Source organism: Vagococcus intermedius (assembly GCF_029144185.1).
Classification (GTDB): domain Bacteria; phylum Bacillota; class Bacilli; order Lactobacillales; family Vagococcaceae; genus Vagococcus_D; species Vagococcus_D intermedius.
Window position 1 is genome coordinate 1,778,318 of sequence record NZ_CP110232.1, and the last position, 25,382, is coordinate 1,803,699.

Here is a 25,382-nt window from a genome sequence, read left to right on the forward strand (position 1 = left end):
AAGATGCTGCGTCATCTATACTATCCAGTAGTTTATAATAGGTATAAAGATTTAACTCTAAAAAAAAAGCACCTCCAAACGAAAATTGAGGTACTTAATCATTCTACTAATACTAGCCTAACCTTTTACAATTCATTTGGATTAGGACTTTCATCATCTTCTTCAAAAAACTCTCGAGTAAAGCCTTCACCAATCACACTTTGTGCATCGTTAATAATCACAAAAGCAAGTGGATCAAGATCATTAATAATTTTTTGAATCGGTAATAATTGTGCTCGGCTAATAACGACATACAATAACTTTTTATTGTTTTTTTTATAATAGCCTACGCCATTAAGAACCGTAATCCCACGACCTAGTTTGTCACTAATTTCTGAAGCGATTACTTCATGTTTTTCAGAAATAATCGTTACTGTTTTTTTAGGGTTAAAGCCTTCTAAAATGAAGTCTAAGACTTTAGTAGACACAGCTAACGATATTAGGGTAAATAACATACTTTCAAATCCAATAACAAAGACAGATGGAATAACAACAATTAAATCAAAAAAGAGTAACGCATAACTTGTATTCCAACCTAAATATTTATTGGCCAACTTAGCTAAAATCGCACTACCTGCTGTTGTTCCACCACCACGCATGATTAAACCCATCCCAGTTCCCATTAAAACACCTGCACTAACTGCAGCTATCGTGACCTCACTAGCGTGATAAGCCAGTGGTTCAGTTAATTTTAAAAAGACAGATAAAATACCGATAACATATGCTGTAATAAAGATTGTTTTACCATCTAGAAACTTGTACCCAATCACCATCAATACGGCATTAAAACAAATATTTGTGAGAGCTGGGGAAATTCCATTTGTATAATAAAGAATCATGGTCAACCCTGTTACGCCACCTTCACCTAAATTATTGGGCAAAGCAAAAACATTAATTGCCAGTGCAAAAATCAATGCACCTAGTGTAATTTTCAAAAAAGTTAGTATCGTCTCTTTCTGATTACTTTTTACCATTTTAATCCCCTCCTACTTCAAGTTTAACCTAAATAAAAAAAAAACGTACAAGACGCTCTTTCCCTCACAATACTAAATGTTTTATGAATTTGCAAATCACCGTAATGAATTTTTATACATTTTATTTATTAAATTTGGGTCAATAAATAAAAAAGAAGACTAACGTCTCCTTTTTTAATCATCATAATCCCCAGATTCATCAAACTGACTATGATAAAGCTTTTCATAAAAACCTCCGGCAGCTAGCAAACTATCGTGAGTTCCTTGTTCAATGATCTCGCCATCTTTCATCACTAAAATCAAATCAGCTTCTCTAATTGTTGATAATCGATGAGCAATGACAAAACTCGTACGACCTTCCATTACTTTAGCCATTGCTTTTTGAATCAAGGCTTCTAAGCGTGTATCCACAGAACTAGTGGCTTCATCTAAAATTAAAATTTTAGGATCTGAAATAACTGCTCGAGCAATTGTTAATAATTGTTTTTGGCCTAAGGAAACGTTTGAAGCTTCCTCGTCAATCTCCATCTCATATCCTTTTGGCATTGTTTTAATAAAATGGTGAACATTGGCTGTTTTAGCGGCATCTACCACTTCATATTCCGTTGCATCAAGCTTACCGAAACGAATATTTTCAGCAATCGTATCATGATACAGCCACGCATCTTGCAAAACCATTCCAAATAATGACCGGACATCGCTTCGATTCATTGCTTTAGTATCAATATTATCAATTTTAATTGAACCGGAGGTGACATCATAAAATCGCATTAATAAATTAATCAGTGTTGTTTTCCCAGCTCCAGTTGGGCCAACAATGGCTACAGTTTGACCTGGTAATACTTCAAAGCTTAAGTTTTTAATTAAAGGACGCTCTGATGAATAACTAAATGCCACATTTTCAAATGTAACCCGACCTAAAATAGTTGTTGGTAAAGAGACGTCCTTTTCATTTTCAGTCGCTTCCACTTCATCTAAAATATCAAATATTCTAACAGTCGAAGCTGAGGCGCTTTGTAACACAGCAGCCAATTGTGTGACCTGTCCCATTGGCTGATTAACTTGCCAAACGTACTGAATCATTGCTTGTAAATTACCAACTGTTAAACTCCCTGAAATAATCAAAAAGCTACCACTAATGGCCATTGCTATGTAAGCTAAGTAAGCGGTCATCGATACAAGTGGCATCAACAACCCTGAAATCCAAGCCGATTTAAAGCCATAATTAGATAAGCGGTGGCTGACTTCTTTAAATCCATCTAAAGTCTCTTTTTCACGACCATATAATTTTAGCACATTAAATCCTGTCATATGTTCTGTTACATATCCATTTAGATCACCTAGTGCATCTTGTTGCTTTTGAAAATATTGTTGAGACTTGGAAACAATAATTTTTGAAATGATTAATGAGGTTGGAATCATTAATATTCCCATCAATGCTAATTTGACATTTAAAATAAACATCATACTAACTGCTGTGACGATTCCTAAAAAGGCTGTGATGATGGCTATAAAACTTTGTTGCATCGCGTTGCTAACAGCATCCACATCATTTGTAACCCTAGATAAGACTTCTCCTTGTTGATGAGTATCAAAATAAGAAACCGGCAAGCGATTGATTTTTTGACTAATATCACGACGCAAATCCTTCATTGAGCGTTGGACGACACGTGTCATTAGATAAACAGCTGAATATTGCATACCACTATATAACACCGTAATCAATAAAATAAAACCAATCATTTTTAAAACATATCCAAAATTCAACTGCTCGCCACGAGCCAAATTATTAGAAATTTCTGTAATCGGTAAGCCTGTAACATAAGGTAAAATAGCATTGACTCCTACTGCACCCACAGTTAGTAAGACTGCTAGACTAAACATACCACGATAGTGTCTAAGATAACTCCATAATCGCTTTAAAGAGGTAAGAGACTGTTTCATGCTAATTCCTCCTTTGATAATTGTGATGCAGCAATATCATAATAAATACCACAATTTTTTAATAATTCTTGATGGGTACCGCTACCAACTACATCACCTTCATTTAAAACAATAATTTTATCAGCATGCATAATTGTACTAATTCTTTGAGCAACAATTAAAACTGTCGCATCTGTTGTTTCCTTTTTAAGGCGTTGACGTAATGTGGCATCTGTCTTGTAATCAAGTGCTGAAAAACTATCATCGAAGACATAAATATCAGGTCGCCTAATAATGGCTCTAGCTATTGCTAAGCGCTGTTTTTGTCCACCTGAGAAGTTACTTCCCCCCTCTGATAACATCTCGTCAAAGCCATGCTCTTTTTGAGAAATAAACTCAGTAGCTTGCGCGACCTCTGCCGCATATAGAAAATCTTCCTCAGTCGCGTCAAGTTTACCAAATCGTAGATTATCTCTAATCGTGCCTGTAAATAACAATGCTTTTTGAGGTATATAGCCAATCTTAGCTCTTAAATCTGCTAATTTATAGTCTTTAACATTGACACCATCAATCAATACTTCTCCTTTAGTTGTATCATAAAATCGTGGAATTAATTGAATTAACGTTGATTTCCCACTACCAGTACTTCCAATAAAAGCAACGGTTTCTCCTGGATTAGCAGTGAAGCTAACATCTCGAATAACTGGACTTTCTGTAGCACCAGGATAAGCGAAAGTCACATTTTTAAATTCTAAGACGCCATGTGTGCTTGTTTCAATCACGCCCTCTTCTGGTTCAACAATTGAGCTTGAAGTATCTAGAACTTCTTGGATACGTTGTGCTGAAACAGCTGCTCGTGGATACATCATAAAAACAGAAGCGAAAAGCATAAATGAAAACAGCGCATGAAAGACATATTCAATAAAAGACAGCAACTTTCCGACTTCAAGTGTCCCTAATTCAATTTGCTTTGAGCCAAACCAAATAACTAAAACCATAATAATATTAAATAAAAAGTAAAAAGCTGGTTGCGCCGCTGCTACTAATGAAAATAATCGAGTTGAGCTACTGGCATAATTCTCATTTACTTTTTTAAAACGTTTCTCTTGAAAATCTTCATTAACAAAAGCTCTAACAACTCTAAGTCCTGATAAATTCTCTCGTAAAATCATATTTAGCTTATCTAAATTTTTCTGTTGTAATTTTGATAGAGGTTCTGAGAGTCGTGCTAAAACGATAACGCCTATTAAGAGTAAAGGAATCGCCATAAAAACAAATTTTGATAATGAGACACTTTCTCGCATAATTAAATACAGACTTGCTGTAAACATCATGGGGGTTAAAAAACCTGTTTTTAATAACATCCCTAAAAACATCATGACTTGATAGGCATCATTTGTTGTTCTCGTAATCAAGGATGAAACACCTAGCTTTTCATACTCTTGATGTGAAAATCCTTGCATTTTTTCAAACATATCATCACGAATGTCAATGATAATAGCAGTATTCAATCTTGCTCCAACATATGTGAGTAAAATATGTAAGGTCAAACCAATGGCAGTAATGACTACCATCCATAAGCCCATCACCTTAACGTACTCCCAATCTTTGTTTCTTACCCCAACATCGATCATTTTAGCCAACAGAGTTGGTAGTCCTAATTCAATTAGGATAAATCCGAAAACACAAATAAAGTTGAAAAATAATAATTTTTTCTGTCGCATGGTGTATTCCCACATCAAACGCATCTAAACTCCTCCATTCTTTCCCCTCAAATGTTTAATAAAACGGGACATTATAAACTTACTTTAATATAGCATATTAATTTAAAGCATAACAAATCTTTCTATTTTATTATTCAATTTATACGGCACTCCTTCCTATACTTATCATTAAAATTATGATAAAATTGTTTTAAATGTAACGAACACGTCTTTTTACCGAAATAATTAGTTTGACTAATACTTAGCTATTATCCCGAAATAATGTCGAGATTTCGGATCACTACTAACGCTTAAATGTTAGTGTGAATTGATAGCAAAACAAGGTGATTTACACCTCATTTTGGTGTGTTCAAAACGCGTGCGTTACACTAAAAACAACAAACAGGTGAAAGTTCTTTTCGCCTTTTTATAAAACTAACAAATATAACGCATTAACATGCATAAAGGAGATTATCAGATGATTTACAAAGTCTATTATCAAGAAACAAAAGTAAGAAACCCAAAAAGAGAGCAAACCCAATCATTATACGTCGAGGCGGATACAGAAGTAGATGCACGTGTTCTTGTTGAAGAAAATACCCCATACAACATTGAGTTGGTACAACTTTTAGAAGGTAACCACTTAGAATATGAAAAGGAAAATGCTGATTTTTCTTTAACGGAGTTCAAGTAAGATGAAACCCAACATTAAAAATAATGAAACGGGTGTTTTTGGTATTGGCGGTTTAGGTGAAATCGGTAAAAACACATATGGGGTTCAATTCCAAGATGAAATTATCATTGTAGATGCTGGTATTAAATTTCCAGAAGATGACCTACTAGGAATTGATTATGTTATTCCTGACTACAGCTATATTGTTCAAAACATTAAAAAAGTTAAAGCCTTAGTGATTACACATGGTCATGAAGATCATATTGGTGGTATTCCCTTCTTATTAAAACAAGCGAATGTACCAATCTATGCTGGTCCTTTAGCTTTAGCTCTTATCAAAAATAAATTGGAAGAGCATGGTCTATTACGTGATGCTGAGCTTCATGAAATCAATGAAGATACTGTTATTAAGTTCCGTAAAACAGCTGTTAGCTTCTTCAGAACTACTCATAGTATTCCTGATGCTTTAGGTTTAGTTGTTAAAACACCTTCAGGTAATATTGTTTGTACAGGTGATTTTAAATTTGACTTTACACCAGTTGGTGAACCACCTAACTTGCAACGTATGGCAAAAATTGGAAATGAAGGCGTCTTATGTATGCTTTCAGATAGTACCAATGCTGAAGTTCCTGAATTTACCAAATCAGAAAAAACAATTGGCCAATCAATTGAACGTATCTTTGAAAAAATTGAGGGACGCATTATATTTGCAACTTTTGCCTCAAATATCTTCCGTTTACAACAAACAGCCATGGCTGCCGTAAAAACAGGACGTAAAGTTGCTGTTTTTGGACGTAGTATGGAAAATGCCATTGTTAATGGTCAAAAATTAGGCTATATTAACGTGCCAGAAGATACTTTTGTTGATGCACGCCAAATTAATAGTATTCCAGCAAATGAAATGCTTATCTTATGTACGGGCTCACAAGGTGAACCAATGGCTGCTTTAAGTCGAATTGCTAATGGTACTCATCGCCAAATTTCAATTCAACCTGGCGATACCGTTGTCTTTTCAAGTTCACCTATCCCAGGGAATACGACGAGTGTAAACCGTGTTATTAACCGTTTATCAGAAGCCGGAGCTGAAGTTATTCATGGCAAAGTAAATAACATTCACACTTCTGGTCACGGTGGTCAACAAGAACAAAAATTAATGTTAAGTTTGATGAAGCCTAAATACTTTATGCCTGTTCATGGTGAATATCGTATGTTAAAAGTTCATACACAACTTGCTCAAGATACGGGCGTAGAAAAAGATAACTGTTTCATTTTAGGAAATGGTGATGTCTTAGCCTTAACTCCTGATAGCGCTCGTTTAGCCGGTCACTTTAACGCAGGTGATGTTTATGTAGACGGTAACGGTATTGGCGATATTGGTAATGTAGTTTTACGCGACCGCCGGATTCTTTCAGAGGAAGGTCTTGTCCTAGCTGTTGTTACGGTTAACTACAAGAAAAAACAAATCATGGCTGGCCCAGATATTTTATCACGTGGGTTTATCTATATGCGTGAATCAGGTAGCCTGATTAACCAATGTCAACGTTTGTTAACAAAAGCTATTAACAAGGCGCTACAAGATCCTGAATGTAATGAAGCTGTCCTAAATGATGTTATTAGCAGTACCTTAGAGCCATTTTTAATTGAAAAAACGGAAAGACATCCTATGATCTTACCAATGGTTTTAACAGCTGATAACTAAAAAAAATCCCCTCACAATGAGGGGATTTTTTATTTAGCTCGTTTTGTCTTACCAGTCCAGCCATTGTAGCCGCCTTTTAAAATATAAACATCCGTATAGCCACTTTTGCGCAAAATATTTGCAGTACGAATACTTAATGATTTTTTTTGATCATATAAAAAAATAGGTAAATCATGGCGTAACGAGCTATGCGTCTGTTTAAATGTTGGAAAAGGAATATTACGTGCACCTAAAATATGGCCAGCATCAAAAATATCTTTTTCTCGTACATCTATAATTTGACCTTTACGCATTTTTTCTTTAAATTCTTCTTCAGTAAGGGTTGTTGCTGATTTTTTCGCCATAATACGTAAATATAACTCATTTAAAACTAACCCTAATAAAATGGCAAATAAAATAACATTTACTACTAATAAAACTGTTCTCACACTCCGTACTTCCTTTCTTACTTAACCTTTTTCTATTTAAATGCTAAAGCCAATGAGCTTGCACCAATCACACCAGCTTCATTTCCTAACTGTGCCAATTTTACTTTCGTACTCTCACTTACTTGTGGGAAAGTAAATTGTTCAAAATAACTTTGCACACGACTTCTTAAAAATTCACCCGCTGCTGATACACCGCCACCAATCACAATATCTGTAGGGTTTAACATATTACCGATATTACCACAAGCTAGGCCTAAATAAAAGGCTACTTTATCCACAACACTTAGTGCAAAATCATCCCCTGCTTCAGCTAAGTCGAAAATATCTTTACTTGAAACATCTTGCCCATCGTCAATATTGTATTTTAATTTAGAATCGCCTGAATAGGCTTCTGACATCGTACGAGCCAAACGTACAACACCTGTCGCACTTGCGACCGTTTCTAAACAGCCTTTCTTCCCACAGGTACAATCAAATCCTTCTGGATCAACTGTAATATGACCAATCTCCCCAGCCGCACCAACAGCTCCGTGTAAAAGATGTCCTTCTGCAATAATACCACCGCCGACACCCGTTCCTAAAGTAATGAAGGTTACATCAGGACTATTTTCTCCTGCACCTTGCCACCGTTCACCTAAAGCTGCCACATTCGCATCATTATCAATCGCAAACGGAATACCTAAAGCTGTTTCAATTTGTTCTTTGACCGGCTGTAACGTTGTCCAATTCAAGTTATAAGCACCTATAACGGTCCCATTCGCACGATCAACTGTTCCTGGTGTTCCCATCCCAATTCCAATAAAATCAGCTGGTGTCATCTCATATAAATCTAGACGATGTTCAATAGACTTGATAATTTCTGGCACGATTAAGGTACCATTTTCGCTCACATTTGTTTCAATACTCCATTTTTGTTGAATAGCACCTTCTTCAGTCAAAATAGCAAATTTTACTGTTGTACCACCCAAATCAATTCCGATTAATTTACGACTCACACTTACTTCCCCCTTATTTTGTTTGCTCTTTCTTAAGTTCTTCTTCATGCTCTCTTAAAAGTACCCCTTTTACTATTTGATATGTTTTTAGATCAAGTACTTGAGCACGGTATAAACTATCAATTTCGATTGCCATCATCTCAATATCCCACAATCTTTTCCCAACATAGACAACGGAACCATAATTTTTCAATAGTTGTTGAACATCATATAACGTGTGATAGGTTTTCATTCGCCACATCCTTCTGTAACATTTGGTACTTATCTTAAGACTACACTCTTATGATGCTTTAAAATATCACCAAATGAGTCAATCTAATGCTATGATAAATTATACTAATAAGCCTTCATTTTAGCAAACGCTATTACAAAAAAATAAAGTGTTAACAGACATATTCTCTAAGATTTCACAAAAAGAAACACCACTTAACTAAATTTAAGTGGTGTTTCTTTTTGTACTACTTTTATGCTAATAACATCGCACCTATCAAAACTAATAAGTTCATTACTGCAATCACAATCATCGGTTTCATCATAAATTTCATCCAAGTAGAATAATTTACTTTAGAAATTTCTAAGCCACCCATGACAACACCTGAAGTTGGTGTAATTAAATTAATTAATCCACATCCTGATGTAAAAATTAGAACCATAACATCTGGACTCAAGCCAATACCACTAGCCAAACCACCCATAACTGGGATAGACACATAAGCTAATCCTGAAGTTGAAGGGATTAAGAATGTCAGTAATAAGTACAAGACATAGGCCGCAATTACAAATAGAATTGGAGATAAGCCTTGTAAACCACCGGCTGCTTTATCCAAAATATATAAATCTAGATGCGTTTGGGCCATTAAAACAGACGCCCCTCTAGCTACTACAATAATTAAAACAACTGACAACATATCTTTTGTACCATCAAGGAAATGATCAATAATCTCAGTTTCACTAAACCCTTGAATTAACGCAATAATCAGTCCCATAATGAAGAACCACATTGCTAAATCTCCAAAGTACCAGCTACCAAAACTTTCCCCTGTTAAAAATGATGTCCAACCTGAGAAGATTGTGACATTAAATGAATCCCAAGGGATTAGAGACGTCACCATCACGATGAAACAAATCGCAAAAACGCTTAGGATAATTTTATGTTTTTTAGTAAATTCTAAACTAGCATTTTCGTCTTTACCAAATGTGTCCATCATATCTTGTTGCTCTTGGAGTGACAAGATAGTCGAACCTTTGTCAGCTTTAACTTTCTTAGCATAACGCATGACATAGAAAATACAAAAGGCAGTTGTTGTAAACCATAGACACATGCCGCCTAATAGAATGATTCCGGTATTCGGTTGGATATCAATTCCTTTTAAGGCATCCATCGCAACCCCTGTTGCAAATGGGTTAACCGTCGAACCTATAACCCCAGCACCGGAACCTAGTAGAATAGTCCCGACAGATACGATCGTATCAAAGCCTGCGGCAACCATTGTGGCAGTGATTAATAAATAAAAAGGTAATGTTTCTTCTGACATACCATATGTTGAGCCACCAATTGAAAATAGCACCATTAGGATTGGAATAATGATAAGCTCATTTCCTTTTAGTTTTTTTACAACATTTTTAATCCCAGCTTCTAAGGCACCAGTCATTGTAACAATATTTAAAAAGCCACCTAAAACTAAAATAAAGACACAGATATCAATTGCATCACGGAAACCATTAAATGGTGACATGACAATATCAGATATTTTAGCACCAATAACATGATCCACAGTTTCAGTTCCACCTGCTGGAACAGTTGGGGTAAACGTCTTTCCTGATACAATCCATGTCACAATACCTAAAGCAATAATAATAATAAATAAAATGCTAAATGAGGATAGAGTTTTCTTTTCTTTTTTCATCATGTTTGGTAGTATATTCTCTTTAGAATATACGCTTCCTTTCTATCAAAAGTCAACGACTACCTATTCTGATACTAAAAGTCACAACTAAAATCCAAATCGAAAAAAGCCAAGTCATGATAGGTTAAATACTTATGTTTGTAACTGATTTTCTTTTCATCTACTAATTTTTTAATAACATGACTCGTTGTTTCCCTTGTAGCGCCACTGCTTCTAGAAATATCATTTAATAAAATGGGATAGGGTACTTCCACCTCACCATAATAATTTTTCTCACCTAAACGTACCATTAATAGCGCTAAACTATATCTAATGCGATCAGCTGCCGAAGAAGTGACACAACATTGGATTTTTAGTATATGTTGTTTCAATATCTCAGATAGTGTTGTGATTAAATACATCATTTCGTCATTATTCTGTTTCGCAACCTTTTCAAAGACTTCCGTTGGAAAATAATACACTTCGATATCGGTTAAAGCCTGCACGGTATAATCATAAGCATAGTCAGAAAATAAACCAACATAAGGAAAGAATGCTTCCTGTTTATGAAAATTCAAATAAAAATAATCACCTGAAGGATCAATTCTTTCACATTTAACAGCTCCCTCTACAAGATGATATAGCCGGTTGCGCTTGTCACCACAGTCAAATAATACTTGCCCTTTTTTATAGGTTCGCTTATAAAAATGTTGAGATAACTCATAAAATTCTGAATCAGTTAAATTTTTGAATTCTGGTTGTTTTCTTACTTTTTCAAGTTCTGTATTATTTTTGTCTACCATGTAATCTTCCCCAAGTCTTTTTATGTCTTATATAGTAGTTGCTACTAATTAATCTGCAACAATCACAGTTCCTACTTCTTTTTTACCAAAATCAGCTAAGCACTCTAGTGATGTAATGATCGCTTTACCTTTTGGTTTATTTTCTAAGAATGTTAAAACAGCTTCTACCTTAGGTAACATACTCCCTGCAGCAAAATGGCCAGCCTCTTTATATTCTTTTAACTCACTTACTGTGATGGTTTCCAATTTTTGTTCATCTGCTGTACCATAATTAATTGCGACATTATCAACACCTGTTAAGATGATGAATAAGTCAGCTTCCACTAATTCTGCTAATTTTTCTGAGGCAAAATCCTTATCGATAACAGCTTCTACACCTGTCATACTCGGTGCAACAACTGGAATTCCTCCACCACCTGCTGATATTGTGATTATATCATTATCTAACAACGTATTTATAGTTTTGTGTCCGATAATATCGATAGGTTTCGGACTTGCTACAACTTTTCGCCAACCTCGTCCAGCATCCTCTTTAAATGTTACTTCTGATTTAGCCATTTCTTCTTTAGCTTGATCTTCAGTTAAGAATGGACCAATTGGTTTTGTTGGATTTTTAAAGGCCGGATCATTTTGATCAACCACTACTTCTGTTACTAATGTTGCGACTTCTTTTTCTATCCCTGTTGCTTTAAGTTCTCTTACTAAAGCATTTTCTAACCAATAACCAATACTACCTTGCGTCATAGCAACACATGAATCTAGCGGCATTGCTGGATTTTTTTCACTATCAGCTGCTTGCTGTTGTAATAATAAATTACCAACTTGTGGACCGTTACCATGAGAAATAGTTAATTTATGGCCCCCTTCAATTAAGTTTACCATATATTTTGCTGTTGTTTGTAAGGCTTTTTGTTGTGCTTCTGCACTTGCATCATCAGATAAAATGGCATTGCCACCTAATGCTAAAACGATTTTATTTGACATAATTTATTCCCCATCTCCATTTTTTTAATAAAAAAGCAGCACCCTAGCTATGTAGCGATGCTGCTTCTTTGACAAACGATATTTAACTATTCCTAAACTCTAGGAATAAATAAATTGCCTAGGGTTGCAGCCATAATTGCTTTGATTGAATGCATTCTGTTTTCTGCTTCTTCAAAATGACGGCCATATTTACTTCTAAAGACTTCATCTGTAATTTCCATTTCGCTAATACCGAATTTTTCTTCTACCATTTTACCGTATTCAGTTTCTGTATCATGGAAGGCTGGTAAACAGTGTAAGACAATCAAGTCTCCATCCATATTGCCTGTTTTTTCTAACATATCCATATTAATTTGGTAAGGTTTTAATAAATTAACACGTTCTTCAAATTTATCTTCTTCACCCATTGATACCCACACATCTGTATATAATACGTTAGCATCAGCAACACCTTTGGCAACATCATCTGTAATCATTAATTGACTACCAGATACTTTTGCAAATTCCTCAGCGTATTCGATAACTTCTGCTGTTGGGAATAATTCAGTTGGCGCACAGATACGTACGTTAACTCCTAAAATAGCACCTGTTACTAATAAACTGTTGGCCATATTGTTACGACCATCTCCAACGTATACTAAGTTAATTCCTTCTAAACGACCAAAGTTTTCTTTTACTGTCATAAAGTCAGCGATCATTTGCGTTGGGTGCCATTCATCTGTTAAACCGTTCCATACTGGCACGCCTGAATGTTCTGCTAAACCTTCAACAACTTCTTGGCTAAAGCCACGGAATTCAATCCCATCAAACATACTACCTAACACTTTAGCTGTATCTTCAACAGATTCTTTTTTACCTAATTGGATGTCATTTTTACCTAAAAATTCTGGGTGAGCCCCCAAGTCAATTGATGCTGTTGTAAAAGCTGAACGAGTTCTTGTTGATGTTTTTTCAAATAATAGCGCAATATTTTTTCCTTCTAAATAATGATGTGGAATGCCACGTTTTTTAAGATCTTTCACATGAATAGAGAAATCGATTAAATATTCTAATTCTTCTCTACTGAAGTCTTTTTCTGCTAATAAGCTACGTCCTTGAAATACTGATGTCATCTTGCTCTCTCCTCTTAATTGACTCTACTGTGGTCTTTACCACAGTAGAGAATTTTCTTTTTAGTTGTGTCATTTTTATTTATAAATAATATAATGGCATATCTTGATAGTCTAACTTAGATATCTTCACGAACTAATGGCATACTCATGCAACGAGGGCCGCCACGACCACGAACTAATTCACTACCTGGAATATAGTTTAATTTAACACCCGCTTCTTCTAATTTTTTATTAGTAATTGGGTTACGATCATAAACAACTACCTCACCTGGAGCGATTGTTAAGGTATTTGACCCATCATTCCATTGTTCACGAGCTGCTGCTGTTAAGTTGTTACCACCACAACGGATTAATTGAACATTATTAATTCCTAAATATTTATTTAAAATATTTTCTAATGTTTCATGTTCTTCTTTAATATCAAGTTCACCATTTTCGCCTTGAGAAATTGAATAAACAGTTAAGTCTCCTTCAATTTCTGGATGGATAGTAAATTTATCATAGTCAACCATCGTAAAGACTGTATCTAAATGCATAAATTTACGTTCGCTACCGATATCAAATGCTAATACACGTTTGAAACCTAAGTTTTTATCGAAAATATTTTTAGCAAGTTTTTCAATAGAAGCGGCATCCGTTCTTTGAGAAATACCTACAGCTAATAAATCTTTAGAAAGGATTAATTCATCTCCACCTTCAATACGTGTTGTTTCTGTACGGTCGTATACCAATGGTACATCTGCATCTTTAAATCTTGGGTGATATTTAAAGATATATTTACCATATAGTGTTTCACGTCTTCTTGTAACTGAATACATTTTATTTAATGATACCCCATGTCCCATTGTAGCAAATGGATCACGTGTGAAATATAAGTTTGGCATTGGATCAATCGCAAATGGATAATCTGATTCAATCATATCAGCTAAACCTTTGTTTTTTAATTCAGGTAATTCAACTTTTTGAATTCCAGCCATTGTTTTGTCAATTAACTCACGCATATCTGTCATGCTAGATAACATATCATGAATTAATGCTTTTAATTCAGTTCCACGAATATTCGCTTCATCTAAATACTCTTCAATAAATGCTGCTTTGACTTCTGGATCAGCAATTGCCTCAGCTGCCAAATCTTCTAAATAAAGGACTTCAATCTCTTTGTCTCTTAACAGTTGTGCAAACCGATCATGTTCGACCTGTGCTTGTTCTAGAAATGGAATATCATCAAATAATAGCTCATCTAAGTAATCTGGCATTAAATTTTCTAGTTCTTTACCTGGTCGATGTAATAACACCGTTTTCAATTTTCCAATCTCTGATGTAATATGAATTGGTTTGTTCATTTGTAAAGCCTCCCTTTAGTCATTTATGTTACACCCATAGATTACCAAATCTTCTAAAGTTTACTGTGAGGTTTTTAGCATCCTGTTTGCCCAATTTTTCACATTATTCAAATAGTTTGTATAAAGTTTCATCTTTTTTTTTCTTACTCGATAGTAAGCGCTTTCTGTTTTTATAGATATTCTACTTTTTTTACGAATATTCATCATTTTTTTGCATATTTTTTTTAAATAAAAGTAAAATTAACAAAAATAGCTTACAAAATGTTTGTTTTATAACAAATAAAAAAGCCTATGACTAACATAGGCTTTCCATTTAATTAGCCTTTTACAGCTAACTCTTTGTCTCCACGTTCAATGAAGAATTTAATTAGTAAGGGTGATACTAATGTTGCAATAATAATTGCAACCACAATAGCTGAATAAATACTACCTGTTACTAGATCTAAAGATTTCCCCATCTGTACAATGATTAGCGCCATTTCACCACGTGAAACCATTCCTGCTCCAACTAACCAAGCATTATTTTTATTAATATGTGAGGCTCTAGCACTAATATAACCGCCGACCAACTTAGAAATAACTGCAGCTAATGATAATAGTACGATAAACATGGCATGTTCTTTAAAGGCTGAAAACCTAATATCCAGACCAATTGACACGAAAAATACTGGAATAAATAAAGCATAACCAATCGTAACTACTTTATTTTCAATACGTTCTTTTGAACTATGATTAGATAAAATCAGACCCATAAAGAAAGCCCCAATTACATCACTCATACCTAATACTTCTGATAAAACAGCAAAAGTAAAACATAAAACTAAGGCAATGGATGTTTCTCCTTCTGTTGCAACAATTCTTTTAGTCCATTTCAACAGTGGTTTTACCATATATTTTGCAAATACATAAGTTAACCCAAAGAATAATAATTTTTTACCTAAAAGATCCCAAAAGAAAGCGCCATTCAAGGCAAAATCACCTTCCATATTGATAAATGTTGCAAAAATACTCACCAACAAGACTACTACAATATCATCCACTACTGCTGCCCCTAAAATAATTGAACCTTCTTCAGAATCGAGACGGCGATAATCTCTCAAAACTTGGACTGAAATACTAACAGAGGTTGCACTAAAGACAATTCCTAAGAATAAAGAGCTTAGCCAAGATAAATTAAAGAGTGATCCAACAATCGCACATAAAATTAAAGGAAAAATAATTCCTGTTACGGCAACTGATACTGAGGGTTTCATATATTTTTTCAGCAAGCCTAAATCACTTTCAAGTCCTGCTAAGAACATTAATAAAATGACTCCTATCTGTGAAAACATATGAATTAAATCTGTTGGCTGAACGATACTCAACATTGCAGGCCCTAAGATAATCCCTACTAATAATTCTCCTATTACAGCTGGTATTCCGATTAAATTACAAAGATGTCCAGCCAATTTCGTCCCTATTAAGATTGCAATCAACGCAATCAATAATTCTTCTAACATACATTCATTCCTTTCAAAAGACAAAAAAATAGACCACTACACTTTCCTCTTTCTTCCCGCCCTTTGAAGAAAAAACCTTGAAAGCATAATTGCCCAACCGATAATGATATCTATTTGCCTTATTCAATTTTATAACTTCATTATGACATAAAAATCAGAAGAACTCAAAGTTTAAGCCTTTATACAGTATAAAAACAACAGTCATTTTCAAAATGACTGTTGCTCGTCTAATAATATTGACGATAAACATAAATAAAACACATCAGAATAAAAAAGAAGAATGCAATAACTGCCCTGATAGTTCGATGAATATCTTGATTTTCTTTTGCGAATTCACTACCTTTTAATGCAGGTATCGTGACAATAAAACCCAATAAAAATCCGCCAATTGCGCCACCCACATGCCCCCACATATCAATTTGACTACTAAATAAATTAAAAATCAGATTAACTAGGATCAGGGTTCCCATTTGTTTTGCCATAAAGCGAATAGCTGGTTGGTGACGATACACACGACCATAGGCTACAAAAAAAGCAAATAGACCAAATAGCGCGGTACTAGCACCTGCTGAAATCGAATTTGGTTGACTCATTGCTAAACTTAAAAGATTCCCTGTCAGACCCGATAATAGATAAATTACTAAAAAGCGAGTATGACCAATTAAGGCTTCCAGTTGGCTTCCTAAAAAATATAAAGTCACTGAATTGACTAAAAGGTGCATTAGTCCTATATGAACAAAGATTGGTGACAGTAATCGCCAATACTCGTGATGAACCATCACCAGTTCCTTGTTTAAAGCGCCAAATTCAATTAAAATACCTGATACATAAGATCCATCAAATCCAGCCCCTATTTGCCACCCTTTTATTAACATGCCTAAGAACACTAAAAATTGGACTGCTAACAATCCCCATACTATCCAGGGTTGGTTCTTTAATGATCCCTTAACTTTCAAACTCTCCATACTATTCTCCTAACTCTATTCTATTATCTGTTACTAAAAATAACTTATCTACTGGCTTATCATAGCTTTCAGGTACCCAGTCTTTAATAAGCTGTTCAGGTAAAATCAAACTACACGATCTCCCCGGATAGCGTTCAAGGTATCGATCATAAAATCCTCCACCAAAACCTATTCGATAACCCTCACTATTAAAAGCAACCCCTGGTACTATGAGCAGATCTATCTCACTCGGCTCTAAGAGGTTACTTGAAGTAGGTTCTAACACACCAAATTTCGTCCTAACAAACTGAGTATCTTCTTTGATTTCAAAAAAATCCATCTGTCCATCTGAAAAAGTCTTCGGAACAGCTACGCGTTTTTTAGCATCTCTCGCCGTTGCAATAATTTCCTGAGTATCAAGCTCTAACGGCATACTGATAGTTACACCAATCACTTGTGAATCTTGCCATTCAATAGATTGATATAGTTTCTTTTTTAGAATAGACTCTAAGGCTATTTTTCTTAACGGATTATTTGCTAATCCTTTCAATTTTGTCAAAGATTCTTTTCGCTTTTCCTTTTTTAGCATGGTACAACCACCTTTGAACCATAATAAGATTACTTTTCCATTATACCTCATAGCATGCTATTAAACAGCTTATTTGCTGTATAAAATTCGTATGACTTTACTCTAACTAATCACTTAATAAATAAAAAGTCAGCATAACCAGTATGCTGACTTTTTATTTATTAAATGATTAGCTACTACATAATCATAAATGAGATCACAATTGAAATAATGGCTAACGCTTCAGCCAGTCCAATACCAATAAACATCAAACTTTTAATTTCTTTTGTTCGCTCAGGTTGACGTGAAATATTATTCATTGCGGCTGCCACAATCAAACCATCACCAATTCCTGCTCCTAAAGCCGCTAAACCTGCTGCAATTCCTGCTCCCATTGTTTAACCTCCTCTCTTATAAATTTCTAATGAGACATTAAAAACTAAAATATAATATGTTAATCTCAATACCCATCGCAAGATATCGTTATTATTAACATATGAATAATAACAACAAATTATTAAAATTCTTATAATTATATAAGTTTTTTTATTTGTTTTATGATCGTTTTACGAACAACTTTTTGCCTATTCCTCGATTTATTTGTGAATCCTGTAATTTTTTTATGATCTGAAAAAAAAAGACTAGAATCGTGTCAAATTAATCATGCATTTTTTTGTTAAACAGTCCTAAATCACTTTTTTTCCAACCTATTATGATTCTTATGCTATCACAAAATAAATAACATATGTATTTGACAAACTTTATATACATCTATCACCTAAAAAGTCGAAAATTATGTTTTATTCTATTCTGCTTAACTATTAATTTTAACAGCCTGATTAATTTTTTATTTTTATAAAAAAAACGTGCCAAAACCTTTATTAATAAGGTTTCTAGCACATCTTTGTAAGTTATTATTTTGTTTCGCGGTGTAAAGTAACTTTACGCTCACGTGGACAATATTTTTTAACTTCTAAACGATCAGGATTGTTACGTTTGTTTTTGTTTGATAAATAGTTACGTTCTTTACATTCTGTACATTCTAAAGTGATATGAACTCGCATGTTATTCCCTCCAAGCAATTATATGTGTATGAGGTTTTACCTCACTTGCCATATAATATCATTTTTTTTGGGGAATTTCTACCCTTTAGATCAATTTTGTTAAGTAGTTCTACTTTACAAAACTGACCTCAAGGTTAGTTTTGCTCTTGTGACTCTGATTCCTCTTCAGCTGGTTCTCCTTCATTATCGGAATCAGCTTTCTCATCATCATCATCACCTTGATTCCCTTCTTCATAGAAATCATAATAAGCGTCTAATATTTGAGCGGTAATAAACGAATTTTCATGACCCTGATCATCTGAAATATGAGGTAAAACAACTGAAACGGTCACTTTTGGATCATCTGATGGGGCATAAGCTATCATCGTACTGTTGTACAGCTCAATTGGATTTTCTTTATCATCTGGATTATCTCGTGGTACTTCGGCAGTACCTGTCTTAGCAGAAGCAACATATTTAGTTCCAGCCATCCAATGTCCTGAACCATTCGCATTTACTACTTGATACATCCCCTCATGAATAATATCATATTGTTCTTGCGTACCTATTTGAGCTAAGACCCGTGGTTCAATTTTCTTAACTAAATCACCACTACCATCTTCACCATTATTCTCATAAATACCTTCCACAATATGGGGCGCTAGTTTTTTACCATTATTAGCAATGGTATTGACATATTGAGTCAACTGCATTGGCGTGTACGTATCAAAGTTCCCATAAGATAAATCAAGTAAGTTACCCATTCGACCATTGATCATAGTCCCATCATTTTCATAATGATTTTTAGGGGACAAACCATAACTTTCACCGGCAATATCAATTCCAGTTGGCGCTCCTAAACCAAAATCTTGGTAAGTTTTTCTTAGAATATCAAATACTTCTGTGTGATCGCCTAAGACCATATTAGGTACGTAATCAATCCCCATCATTTTAAACGCAATCTTCATCATATAAACGTTTGAAGATTCACGTAAAGCATCCACTGCTGTCATTGGTCGTGGTCCGAAGGTAAAGACTGATTTTTTAACTGGGTCACCTTGCAACTCGATAAATTCATCCACTAAGGTCTCATTCCCTGAAATAACACCACTTTGATAGCCTGCCATAATGGTTGCCGGTTTAACAATAGAACCGGGAGTGAAAGCTTTATTGATTGTACCTAGAGTATCGGTCTTTAATTTTTTCTCATCATGATCCAACTCAAGTCCCGCCATTGCTTTAATTGCTCCAGTCTTTGGATCACTAACAACAGCATACGCACCTTCTGAATAAACTGTTTTCCCTTGAGAAATCATCGCTTCATAATTTTCACGTAAAATCTCTTCAACTTTTTGTTGGAATTTCATATCAACCGTTAATTTTAAGTTTTTCCCTTTTTCACCTGGATAAACTTGTTTTTCACTCTTAATTTTATTTGTCTGACTATCCATCACAATCTTAGATTGCGCCTTAGTCCCTTTAAGTACTGTTTCATATTGTTTTTCTAAATTGCTCAATCCAACACGGTCATTTCGTGAATAACCATTTGCAACATACTTGTCACTCATCTCTTGTGGTAGACCATTCTTTTCAGAAGACACTGTTCCTAAAATACTATTCATAAAATCATTTTGTGGATACTCGCGATCCCAATCCATTCCCGTTGATAAACCTGGTAAACTTGATCGACTTTCACCAACACTTGCAACTTCTTCCATTGTCACATCTTTATTCTTAATTGTGACAGGTGCCATTGTATAAGCTCCACTGATTTTTTTAAATATAGCAATCGCCTTTAATTCGCTATCATCAAAATCAATCTCACTTTTTTTGACTTTTGTCACAGTATTTTGATACACAATATCAGGTTCTAGTGCTTCACCTTTAGCATTGACTGTTTCATTTTTTTTCAAACGTTCTTGAGCTTTTTCCAAATTAGGTTTATCCGCTAACCAATAATCTTTTTTATCACGTTCAGTAATATTCTCAACTGGTACATCAATTAATTTGGCTATTTTTTGAGACACCTCTTTTGTTTCAGCAGAACTCATAGATTTTTTCTTAGTATATATAATCGCTTGCTCTGCTTTATTCCCAACTAAAACATTATCCTTCGCATCATAGATGGACCCACGTGGGGCATTCTCTTTTAAGACAAGTTGTTGAGACCATTTTATTTTACTATTAAAAAAGCTCCCATTTGCAATTTGTAAATAAGCCAATTGTACCAACAAGGCTACAAACAGAGCAAAAACAATGAAAAATAAAAAATTCAAACGAAATGGAATTTCACTTGTATGATTTGTCTCATTTGTAGGTTGTTTTTTTGATTTCTTTAGTAACTCTTTATATTTCTCTAGTTGTTTCTTTATCATCCAGCATACCCTTCCAATCAGGTTTTTTAAACCATATTTCTATTACTACTATTTTACCTAACTTTTGAGTCGATAAAAAGCCTTTGTTCAAAAATTTAAAAACATTTTAAACAAAAGTTAGAAACTTTCTTATGAAGTATCTCATTTATTAAACATTTAGGCAATCCATTTGAACAAAGAATCGCTGGTTTTTTAGTAAAATCAACTAAATAAAACAGATAAGTCTTTGTAAAAAAATATCCTACGATTTTTTTACAAAATAACTTATCTGTTTTAGTCCTAACTAGTATAAAATAACACGAATAACGTTATTATTATTTTTGTGGACGACTGTATGACGCTACTTCATTTGTCACTACTGCTACATATTCTTCGAGAGTCATTGAGACTGTTTCTTTGCTACCATAACGGCGAACATTCACTTCTCCTGCTTCAACTTCTTTATCCCCTACAACTAATTGATATGGGATTTTTTGTGTTTGTGAGGCACGGATCTTATAACCCATTTTTTCGTTACGTTCATCTACTTCAAAACGTAAACCTAATTTTTCCAATTGTCCCTTAATCTCAAAAGCATAGTCCATATGATGATCATTACTTACAGGAATAATTGTTCCTTGAACAGGCGCTAACCAAGTTGGGAAAGCTCCTTTATACACTTCAGTCAAGTAAGCAACAAAACGTTCCATCGTTGAGACGATACCACGGTGAATAACTACTGGACGATGATTATTTTCACCATCTTCACCCACATATGTTAAATCAAAACGTTGTGGTAATAAGAAGTCCAGTTGAATTGTTGATAATGTTTCTTCAATTCCCATTGCTGTTTTAACTTGAACATCTAGTTTAGGTCCATAAAAGGCTGCTTCACCTTCTGCTTCAACATACTCTAAGCCCATTTCATCAACAGCTTCTTTAAGCATTTTTTGAGCTTTTTCCCACATCTCGTCATCATCAAAATATTTTTCAGTATTTTCTGGATCACGATAACTTAAACGGAATTTATAATCTGTAATATTAAAATCTTCGTAAACAGCTACCATTAATTCTAAGGTACGTTTAAACTCATCTTTAATTTGATCTGGTCGGACAAATGTATGCCCATCATTTAAAGTCATTTCCCGAACACGTTGTAATCCTGATAACGCACCACTCTTTTCATAACGATGCATCATACCAAGTTCAGCAATACGGATCGGAAGTTCACGGTAACTATGAACCTCATTCTTATAAACCATCATGTGGTGTGGACAGTTCATAGGACGCAACACTAACATTTCCCCATCACCCATATCCATTGGTGGGAACATATCTTCATGATAGTGATCCCAATGTCCTGACGTCTTATAGAATTCTACGTTGGCCATAATAGGTGTGTAAACATGTTGATAACCTAAGCTAATTTCTTTATCAGTGATATAACGATCAATTGTTCGACGAATTGTAGCGCCATTTGGCAACCAGAATGGTAAGCCCAAACCAACATCGGCATTAGTCATAAATAGACCTAACTCTTTACCTAATTTACGGTGATCACGCTCTTTCATTTCCTCACGGAATTTAAGATAATCTTTTAAATCCTTTTTATCAAAAAAGGCTGTTCCATAAATACGTTGCATCATTTTATTATCAGAATTTCCTCTCCAATAAGCCCCAGCTACTGATAAGAGTTTGAAAACTTGGATACGACCTGTTGATGGCACATGAACTCCACGGCATAAATCAACAAAATCACCTTGATCGTAAACCGTAATTTGTTCATCTTCAGGTAAATCTGTAATTAGTTCTACTTTATAAGGATCTTCTTTAAATAATTCCAAAGCTTCTGCTTTAGTCACTTCTTTTCTGACGATTGGGTTGTTTTCTTTAACAATCTTCATCATTTCTTCTTCAATTTTTGGTAGGTCTTCTTCTGAAATTGGATTTTCACCATTATCAGTATCATAATAGAAACCATTTTCAATAGCTGGTCCTACGCCAAAATGAATTGATGGGTATAAGCGACGAACTGCGTTCGCCATCAAATGTGCTGACGAATGACGTAAAATTTGTAAGGCATCTTCATGATCTGCTGTAATAATTTCAATTTCTCCATCTATTTCCAAGGGACGAATTAAGTCAACTAACTCACCATTAAATTTACCTGCTAATGCTTTTTTTGCTAAACTTTTACTAATACTTTCAGCCACATCTTTTGTTGAAATACCTGCCTCAAATTCTTTGATGGCACCATCTGGAAATGTAATTTTGATTTCTGACATATTATTTCCTCCTAATTTAACTTATCTTTATTTTTTGAAGATCTTCAAAAAGCCACGACCAGCCAAATAAAAAAAGTCCTAATACTTTGTTATTCAACAAAGTATTAGGACGACATTATCGTGGTTCCACCTAAAATTCAGTGTTACTTATAGTAACTACATTACCATAAATAACCCTCTTCAATACGCGATAACGGAGCGACCGACTTAGTTTCGGACTAAATTCTTGAAAGTGGTCAATCATTGGGCTTATCTGGGAAAATTTCAGACTAGTTTTCCCTCTCTGATAGATAGCAAAACAATGAAAGGTGTCTTTCTCATTGATCTTCAAATATATAACTTCATTTAACCATGAAATTACTATTTTAGCAAGCATTAACCACCTAGTAATTCTGTTTAAATATTAATCTTGAAAAGCTAAACTCTTTCCTGCTAAACCATAATTTTCTTTTTTCATATCATTGACAATAATGCTAACATTTTCACGCTTAGCACCAGTTGTTTTAACAATTGCCTCAGTAATTTCTTTTATCATGGCTGCTTTTTGTTCAGGTGTTCGACCTTCCATTAATTGGACAGTTACAATTGGCATCTTGATTCCTCCTTATAATAAAGTTAAACTTATTATAAGTGAAAGTTCAAATTGACGACATAGTTTTTTCATAATTAATCTGAATATTGTGTATTTTTTAACAAAATTACTCAAATAATAACTATTTCATCATACTTTAACTAACTTTAATAAGTAAACTATTAATCAAAGGAGTGAGTCTATGAAAAAAAGAACAAAACTATTATTATCAGTAGCAATTATTGGACTAATTTATTCAGGGGTAACGGTTAGTTTAATCAATCGTTCACACCATGATTTAACATATAAAAATGCCGATTCTTTAATTATTTTAAATACCACTCACGAAGAAACTATTGGTAACAAAAAAAGTTTATTAACTGAGCAACTTGATACATCTATCACCTATCTTAAAAACAATCCCAAAACACAAGTTATTTCTTGTGGTGGGAAAAAAACTTCCAACAGTTCTATTACAGAAGCTCAGGCTATCAAAAATTATCTCACCGATCATGGTATTTCACCTGATCGTATTAAGCTAGAAGATAATGCAACTGGTAAAATGGAAAATCTTATGAATGCGAAGTATCACTATGACTTAGGAAAAACCGTCATTGCTGCAAATGATTTTCAAATGTATCGAACCAAACTACTAGCTAATCGAATTGGTATTAAACCCGTTAGTGGTCTAAGTGCCCCTTCTACCAGTCAGCCCACTTTTAAAAAATATACCTCTGAGGTTGTAACACTTGGCTATAGTGTTATTTTTGATTGGTAAGTCTTAAAAACTCGTTTTATTGCTAATCTTATATATATTCTAAAACTAATTTTTTGTAAGCATTACTCTTTACTTATTTTTAGTAAGGTAATATACTAAGTAATGTAATCAAGTCACTTACTTAAACTAAAAAATAAAAGGAGTTTTAAATTATTATGACAACCTACATTTCACAACTCAAAAAAAGACGTTCAATCTACCATATTGGAACAAATGTTAACTTAAACGAAGAGGAATTAGAAACATTAATACAATCCGCTATTAAAGAAAGTCCCTCAGCATTCAATGCACAATCATCTCGTGCAGTCATCCTCTTTGGTGAGGCCCATACTAAATTATGGAACCTAGTTGAAAAAAATTTAAAACCTGTAACACCTACTGAAGCCTTTCCTAATACTCAAACTAAATTAGCTAGCTTTGCAGCTGGAAAGGGTACTATTTTATTTTTTGAAGATGTCGATGTTACAACCGCTCTTCAACAACAATTTGCTTTATACGCAGATAATTTTCCTTTGTGGGCTGAACAATCTACAGGTATCGCGCAACATTCTGTTTGGACAGCGCTAGCTGAACAACAGATAGGTGCGACTATCCAACACTATAATCCATTAATTGACTTAGATGTTCAAAAAGAATGGGACTTACCAACTAACTGGCGCTTAACTGGTCAAATGCCTTTTGGCTCAATCGAGACTCCTGCTGGTGAAAAAGAATATATGGCAGATAATCTTCGTTTCCGTACCTATAAATAAAAAAACCGTCCCTTAAAGGGACGGTT

At 34.3% G+C, this 25,382-nt stretch carries 23 protein-coding genes and 1 other annotated feature; of the genes, 4 read left to right on the forward strand and 19 right to left on the reverse strand.

Annotated elements, in window-relative coordinates; genetic code table 11:
* Positions 1 to 125: 125 nt before the first annotated feature.
* The 3 genes from OL234_RS08320 to OL234_RS08330 all read right to left on the reverse strand — a co-directional run bounded on the left by OL234_RS08320 (position 126) and on the right by OL234_RS08330 (position 4,684).
* Complete coding sequence (locus OL234_RS08320) at positions 126 to 1,013, reverse strand: YitT family protein (protein WP_275468772.1); 888 nt, start codon at positions 1,011 to 1,013, stop codon at positions 126 to 128.
* A 174-nt stretch (positions 1,014 to 1,187) separates the two neighbouring features.
* Complete coding sequence (locus tag OL234_RS08325; protein ID WP_275468773.1) at positions 1,188 to 2,957, reverse strand: ABC transporter ATP-binding protein; 1,770 nt, start codon at positions 2,955 to 2,957, stop codon at positions 1,188 to 1,190.
* Positions 2,954 to 4,684 (reverse strand): ABC transporter ATP-binding protein, encoded by a 1,731-nt coding sequence (locus OL234_RS08330; RefSeq protein ID WP_275468774.1) that lies wholly within the window; start codon positions 4,682 to 4,684, stop codon positions 2,954 to 2,956. The genes OL234_RS08325 and OL234_RS08330 overlap by 4 nt, the downstream gene beginning before the upstream one ends.
* Before the next feature lie 433 nt (positions 4,685 to 5,117).
* On the opposite strand from OL234_RS08330, the gene OL234_RS08335 reads away from it, so the two are divergent.
* Both OL234_RS08335 and rnjA read left to right on the forward strand, forming a co-directional pair.
* Positions 5,118 to 5,333: a DNA-directed RNA polymerase subunit epsilon gene (locus OL234_RS08335; RefSeq protein WP_275468775.1), complete on the forward strand. Its 216-nt coding sequence runs from the start codon at positions 5,118 to 5,120 to the stop codon at positions 5,331 to 5,333.
* A 1-nt stretch (position 5,334) separates the two neighbouring features.
* The gene (gene rnjA / locus OL234_RS08340) at positions 5,335 to 7,011 is read left to right on the forward strand and encodes a ribonuclease J1 (RefSeq protein ID WP_275468776.1); all 1,677 of its coding nucleotides are present in this window, start codon (positions 5,335 to 5,337) and stop codon (positions 7,009 to 7,011) included.
* Between the two features lie 29 nt (positions 7,012 to 7,040).
* Here the strand turns inward: rnjA and OL234_RS08345 are convergent, their stop codons facing one another.
* From OL234_RS08345 to thmT, 16 genes are all read right to left on the reverse strand, one after another.
* Entirely contained in the window at positions 7,041 to 7,439 is a 399-nt protein-coding gene (locus OL234_RS08345; protein WP_275468777.1) for a rhodanese-like domain-containing protein, read from the reverse strand.
* 32 nt (positions 7,440 to 7,471) lie between these two features.
* The gene (locus OL234_RS08350; RefSeq protein ID WP_275468778.1) at positions 7,472 to 8,434 is read right to left on the reverse strand and encodes an ROK family glucokinase; all 963 of its coding nucleotides are present in this window, start codon (positions 8,432 to 8,434) and stop codon (positions 7,472 to 7,474) included.
* A gap of 13 nt (positions 8,435 to 8,447) precedes the next feature.
* A complete protein-coding gene (locus OL234_RS08355) occupies positions 8,448 to 8,666 on the reverse strand; it encodes a YqgQ family protein (RefSeq protein WP_275468779.1) in 219 nt (72 codons plus the stop codon).
* Between the two features lie 232 nt (positions 8,667 to 8,898).
* A complete protein-coding gene (locus OL234_RS08360) occupies positions 8,899 to 10,344 on the reverse strand; it encodes a YfcC family protein (RefSeq protein WP_275468780.1) in 1,446 nt (481 codons plus the stop codon).
* Positions 10,345 to 10,415: 71 nt separating this feature from the next.
* The gene (locus OL234_RS08365) at positions 10,416 to 11,123 is read right to left on the reverse strand and encodes a Crp/Fnr family transcriptional regulator (protein WP_275468781.1); all 708 of its coding nucleotides are present in this window, start codon (positions 11,121 to 11,123) and stop codon (positions 10,416 to 10,418) included.
* Between the two features lie 48 nt (positions 11,124 to 11,171).
* On the reverse strand, positions 11,172 to 12,110 hold the full coding sequence (gene arcC / locus OL234_RS08370; RefSeq protein WP_437184440.1) for a carbamate kinase: 939 nt from the start codon (positions 12,108 to 12,110) through the stop codon (positions 11,172 to 11,174).
* 89 nt (positions 12,111 to 12,199) lie between these two features.
* Positions 12,200 to 13,219, reverse strand: a complete 1,020-nt coding sequence (argF, locus tag OL234_RS08375; protein ID WP_275468783.1) for an ornithine carbamoyltransferase — start codon at positions 13,217 to 13,219, stop codon at positions 12,200 to 12,202.
* Positions 13,220 to 13,335: 116 nt separating this feature from the next.
* Positions 13,336 to 14,562 carry an arginine deiminase gene (gene arcA, locus OL234_RS08380; RefSeq protein WP_275468784.1) on the reverse strand — a complete coding sequence of 409 codons (1,227 nt, stop codon included), beginning with the start codon at positions 14,560 to 14,562 and terminating at the stop codon, positions 13,336 to 13,338.
* A 317-nt stretch (positions 14,563 to 14,879) separates the two neighbouring features.
* Complete coding sequence (locus tag OL234_RS08385) at positions 14,880 to 16,061, reverse strand: cation:proton antiporter (protein WP_275468785.1); 1,182 nt, start codon at positions 16,059 to 16,061, stop codon at positions 14,880 to 14,882.
* A gap of 50 nt (positions 16,062 to 16,111) precedes the next feature.
* Positions 16,112 to 16,160, reverse strand: a sequence feature (sodium ion sensor (DUF1646 type); this cis-regulatory element may regulate processes involved in with the transportation of sodium ions).
* Positions 16,161 to 16,288: 128 nt separating this feature from the next.
* A complete protein-coding gene (locus OL234_RS08390; RefSeq protein ID WP_275468786.1) occupies positions 16,289 to 17,026 on the reverse strand; it encodes a rhomboid family intramembrane serine protease in 738 nt (245 codons plus the stop codon).
* Between the two features lies 1 nt (position 17,027).
* Positions 17,028 to 17,594, reverse strand: a complete 567-nt coding sequence (locus OL234_RS08395; RefSeq protein WP_275468787.1) for a 5-formyltetrahydrofolate cyclo-ligase — start codon at positions 17,592 to 17,594, stop codon at positions 17,028 to 17,030.
* Between the two features lie 176 nt (positions 17,595 to 17,770).
* On the reverse strand, positions 17,771 to 17,968 hold the full coding sequence (gene atpE, locus OL234_RS08400; protein WP_275468788.1) for an ATP synthase F0 subunit C: 198 nt from the start codon (positions 17,966 to 17,968) through the stop codon (positions 17,771 to 17,773).
* Positions 17,969 to 18,487: 519 nt separating this feature from the next.
* Entirely contained in the window at positions 18,488 to 18,637 is a 150-nt protein-coding gene (gene rpmG / locus OL234_RS08405) for a 50S ribosomal protein L33 (RefSeq protein WP_023606847.1), read from the reverse strand.
* 134 nt (positions 18,638 to 18,771) lie between these two features.
* Positions 18,772 to 20,991, reverse strand: a complete 2,220-nt coding sequence (locus OL234_RS08410; protein ID WP_275468789.1) for a penicillin-binding transpeptidase domain-containing protein — start codon at positions 20,989 to 20,991, stop codon at positions 18,772 to 18,774.
* Between the two features lie 314 nt (positions 20,992 to 21,305).
* Positions 21,306 to 23,255 carry a threonine--tRNA ligase gene (gene thrS / locus OL234_RS08415; protein WP_275468790.1) on the reverse strand — a complete coding sequence of 650 codons (1,950 nt, stop codon included), beginning with the start codon at positions 23,253 to 23,255 and terminating at the stop codon, positions 21,306 to 21,308.
* Between the two features lie 403 nt (positions 23,256 to 23,658).
* Entirely contained in the window at positions 23,659 to 23,847 is a 189-nt protein-coding gene (gene thmT / locus OL234_RS08420) for a 2-hydroxymuconate tautomerase (protein ID WP_275468791.1), read from the reverse strand.
* 181 nt (positions 23,848 to 24,028) lie between these two features.
* Between thmT and OL234_RS08425 the strand changes: the two genes are divergently transcribed.
* Complete coding sequence (locus OL234_RS08425) at positions 24,029 to 24,604, forward strand: YdcF family protein (protein WP_275468792.1); 576 nt, start codon at positions 24,029 to 24,031, stop codon at positions 24,602 to 24,604.
* Positions 24,605 to 24,759: 155 nt separating this feature from the next.
* Positions 24,760 to 25,356 carry a nitroreductase family protein gene (locus OL234_RS08430; RefSeq protein ID WP_275468793.1) on the forward strand — a complete coding sequence of 199 codons (597 nt, stop codon included), beginning with the start codon at positions 24,760 to 24,762 and terminating at the stop codon, positions 25,354 to 25,356.
* The last annotated feature ends 26 nt before the right edge of the window (positions 25,357 to 25,382 follow it).

What these genes read in the sequence shown, in the direction of transcription:
- OL234_RS08320 (WP_275468772.1), bottom strand. Translation starts at nt 1,013, where the DNA reads ATGGTAAAAAGTAATCAGAAAGAGACGATACTAACTTTTTTGAAAATT.
- OL234_RS08325 (WP_275468773.1), bottom strand. Translation starts at nt 2,957, where the DNA reads ATGAAACAGTCTCTTACCTCTTTAAAGCGATTATGGAGTTATCTTAGA.
- OL234_RS08330 (WP_275468774.1), bottom strand. Translation starts at nt 4,684, where the DNA reads ATGCGTTTGATGTGGGAATACACCATGCGACAGAAAAAATTATTATTT.
- OL234_RS08335 (WP_275468775.1), top strand. Translation starts at nt 5,118, where the DNA reads ATGATTTACAAAGTCTATTATCAAGAAACAAAAGTAAGAAACCCAAAA.
- rnjA (WP_275468776.1), top strand. Translation starts at nt 5,335, where the DNA reads ATGAAACCCAACATTAAAAATAATGAAACGGGTGTTTTTGGTATTGGC.
- OL234_RS08355 (WP_275468779.1), bottom strand. Translation starts at nt 8,666, where the DNA reads ATGAAAACCTATCACACGTTATATGATGTTCAACAACTATTGAAAAAT.
- OL234_RS08360 (WP_275468780.1), bottom strand. Translation starts at nt 10,344, where the DNA reads ATGATGAAAAAAGAAAAGAAAACTCTATCCTCATTTAGCATTTTATTT.
- OL234_RS08365 (WP_275468781.1), bottom strand. Translation starts at nt 11,123, where the DNA reads ATGGTAGACAAAAATAATACAGAACTTGAAAAAGTAAGAAAACAACCA.
- argF (WP_275468783.1), bottom strand. Translation starts at nt 13,219, where the DNA reads ATGACATCAGTATTTCAAGGACGTAGCTTATTAGCAGAAAAAGACTTC.
- arcA (WP_275468784.1), bottom strand. Translation starts at nt 14,562, where the DNA reads ATGAACAAACCAATTCATATTACATCAGAGATTGGAAAATTGAAAACG.
- OL234_RS08385 (WP_275468785.1), bottom strand. Translation starts at nt 16,061, where the DNA reads ATGTTAGAAGAATTATTGATTGCGTTGATTGCAATCTTAATAGGGACG.
- OL234_RS08390 (WP_275468786.1), bottom strand. Translation starts at nt 17,026, where the DNA reads ATGGAGAGTTTGAAAGTTAAGGGATCATTAAAGAACCAACCCTGGATA.
- OL234_RS08395 (WP_275468787.1), bottom strand. Translation starts at nt 17,594, where the DNA reads ATGCTAAAAAAGGAAAAGCGAAAAGAATCTTTGACAAAATTGAAAGGA.
- atpE (WP_275468788.1), bottom strand. Translation starts at nt 17,968, where the DNA reads ATGGGAGCAGGAATTGCAGCAGGTTTAGCGGCTTTAGGAGCAGGAATT.
- rpmG (WP_023606847.1), bottom strand. Translation starts at nt 18,637, where the DNA reads ATGCGAGTTCATATCACTTTAGAATGTACAGAATGTAAAGAACGTAAC.
- OL234_RS08410 (WP_275468789.1), bottom strand. Translation starts at nt 20,991, where the DNA reads ATGATAAAGAAACAACTAGAGAAATATAAAGAGTTACTAAAGAAATCA.
- thrS (WP_275468790.1), bottom strand. Translation starts at nt 23,255, where the DNA reads ATGTCAGAAATCAAAATTACATTTCCAGATGGTGCCATCAAAGAATTT.
- thmT (WP_275468791.1), bottom strand. Translation starts at nt 23,847, where the DNA reads ATGCCAATTGTAACTGTCCAATTAATGGAAGGTCGAACACCTGAACAA.
- OL234_RS08425 (WP_275468792.1), top strand. Translation starts at nt 24,029, where the DNA reads ATGAAAAAAAGAACAAAACTATTATTATCAGTAGCAATTATTGGACTA.
- OL234_RS08430 (WP_275468793.1), top strand. Translation starts at nt 24,760, where the DNA reads ATGACAACCTACATTTCACAACTCAAAAAAAGACGTTCAATCTACCAT.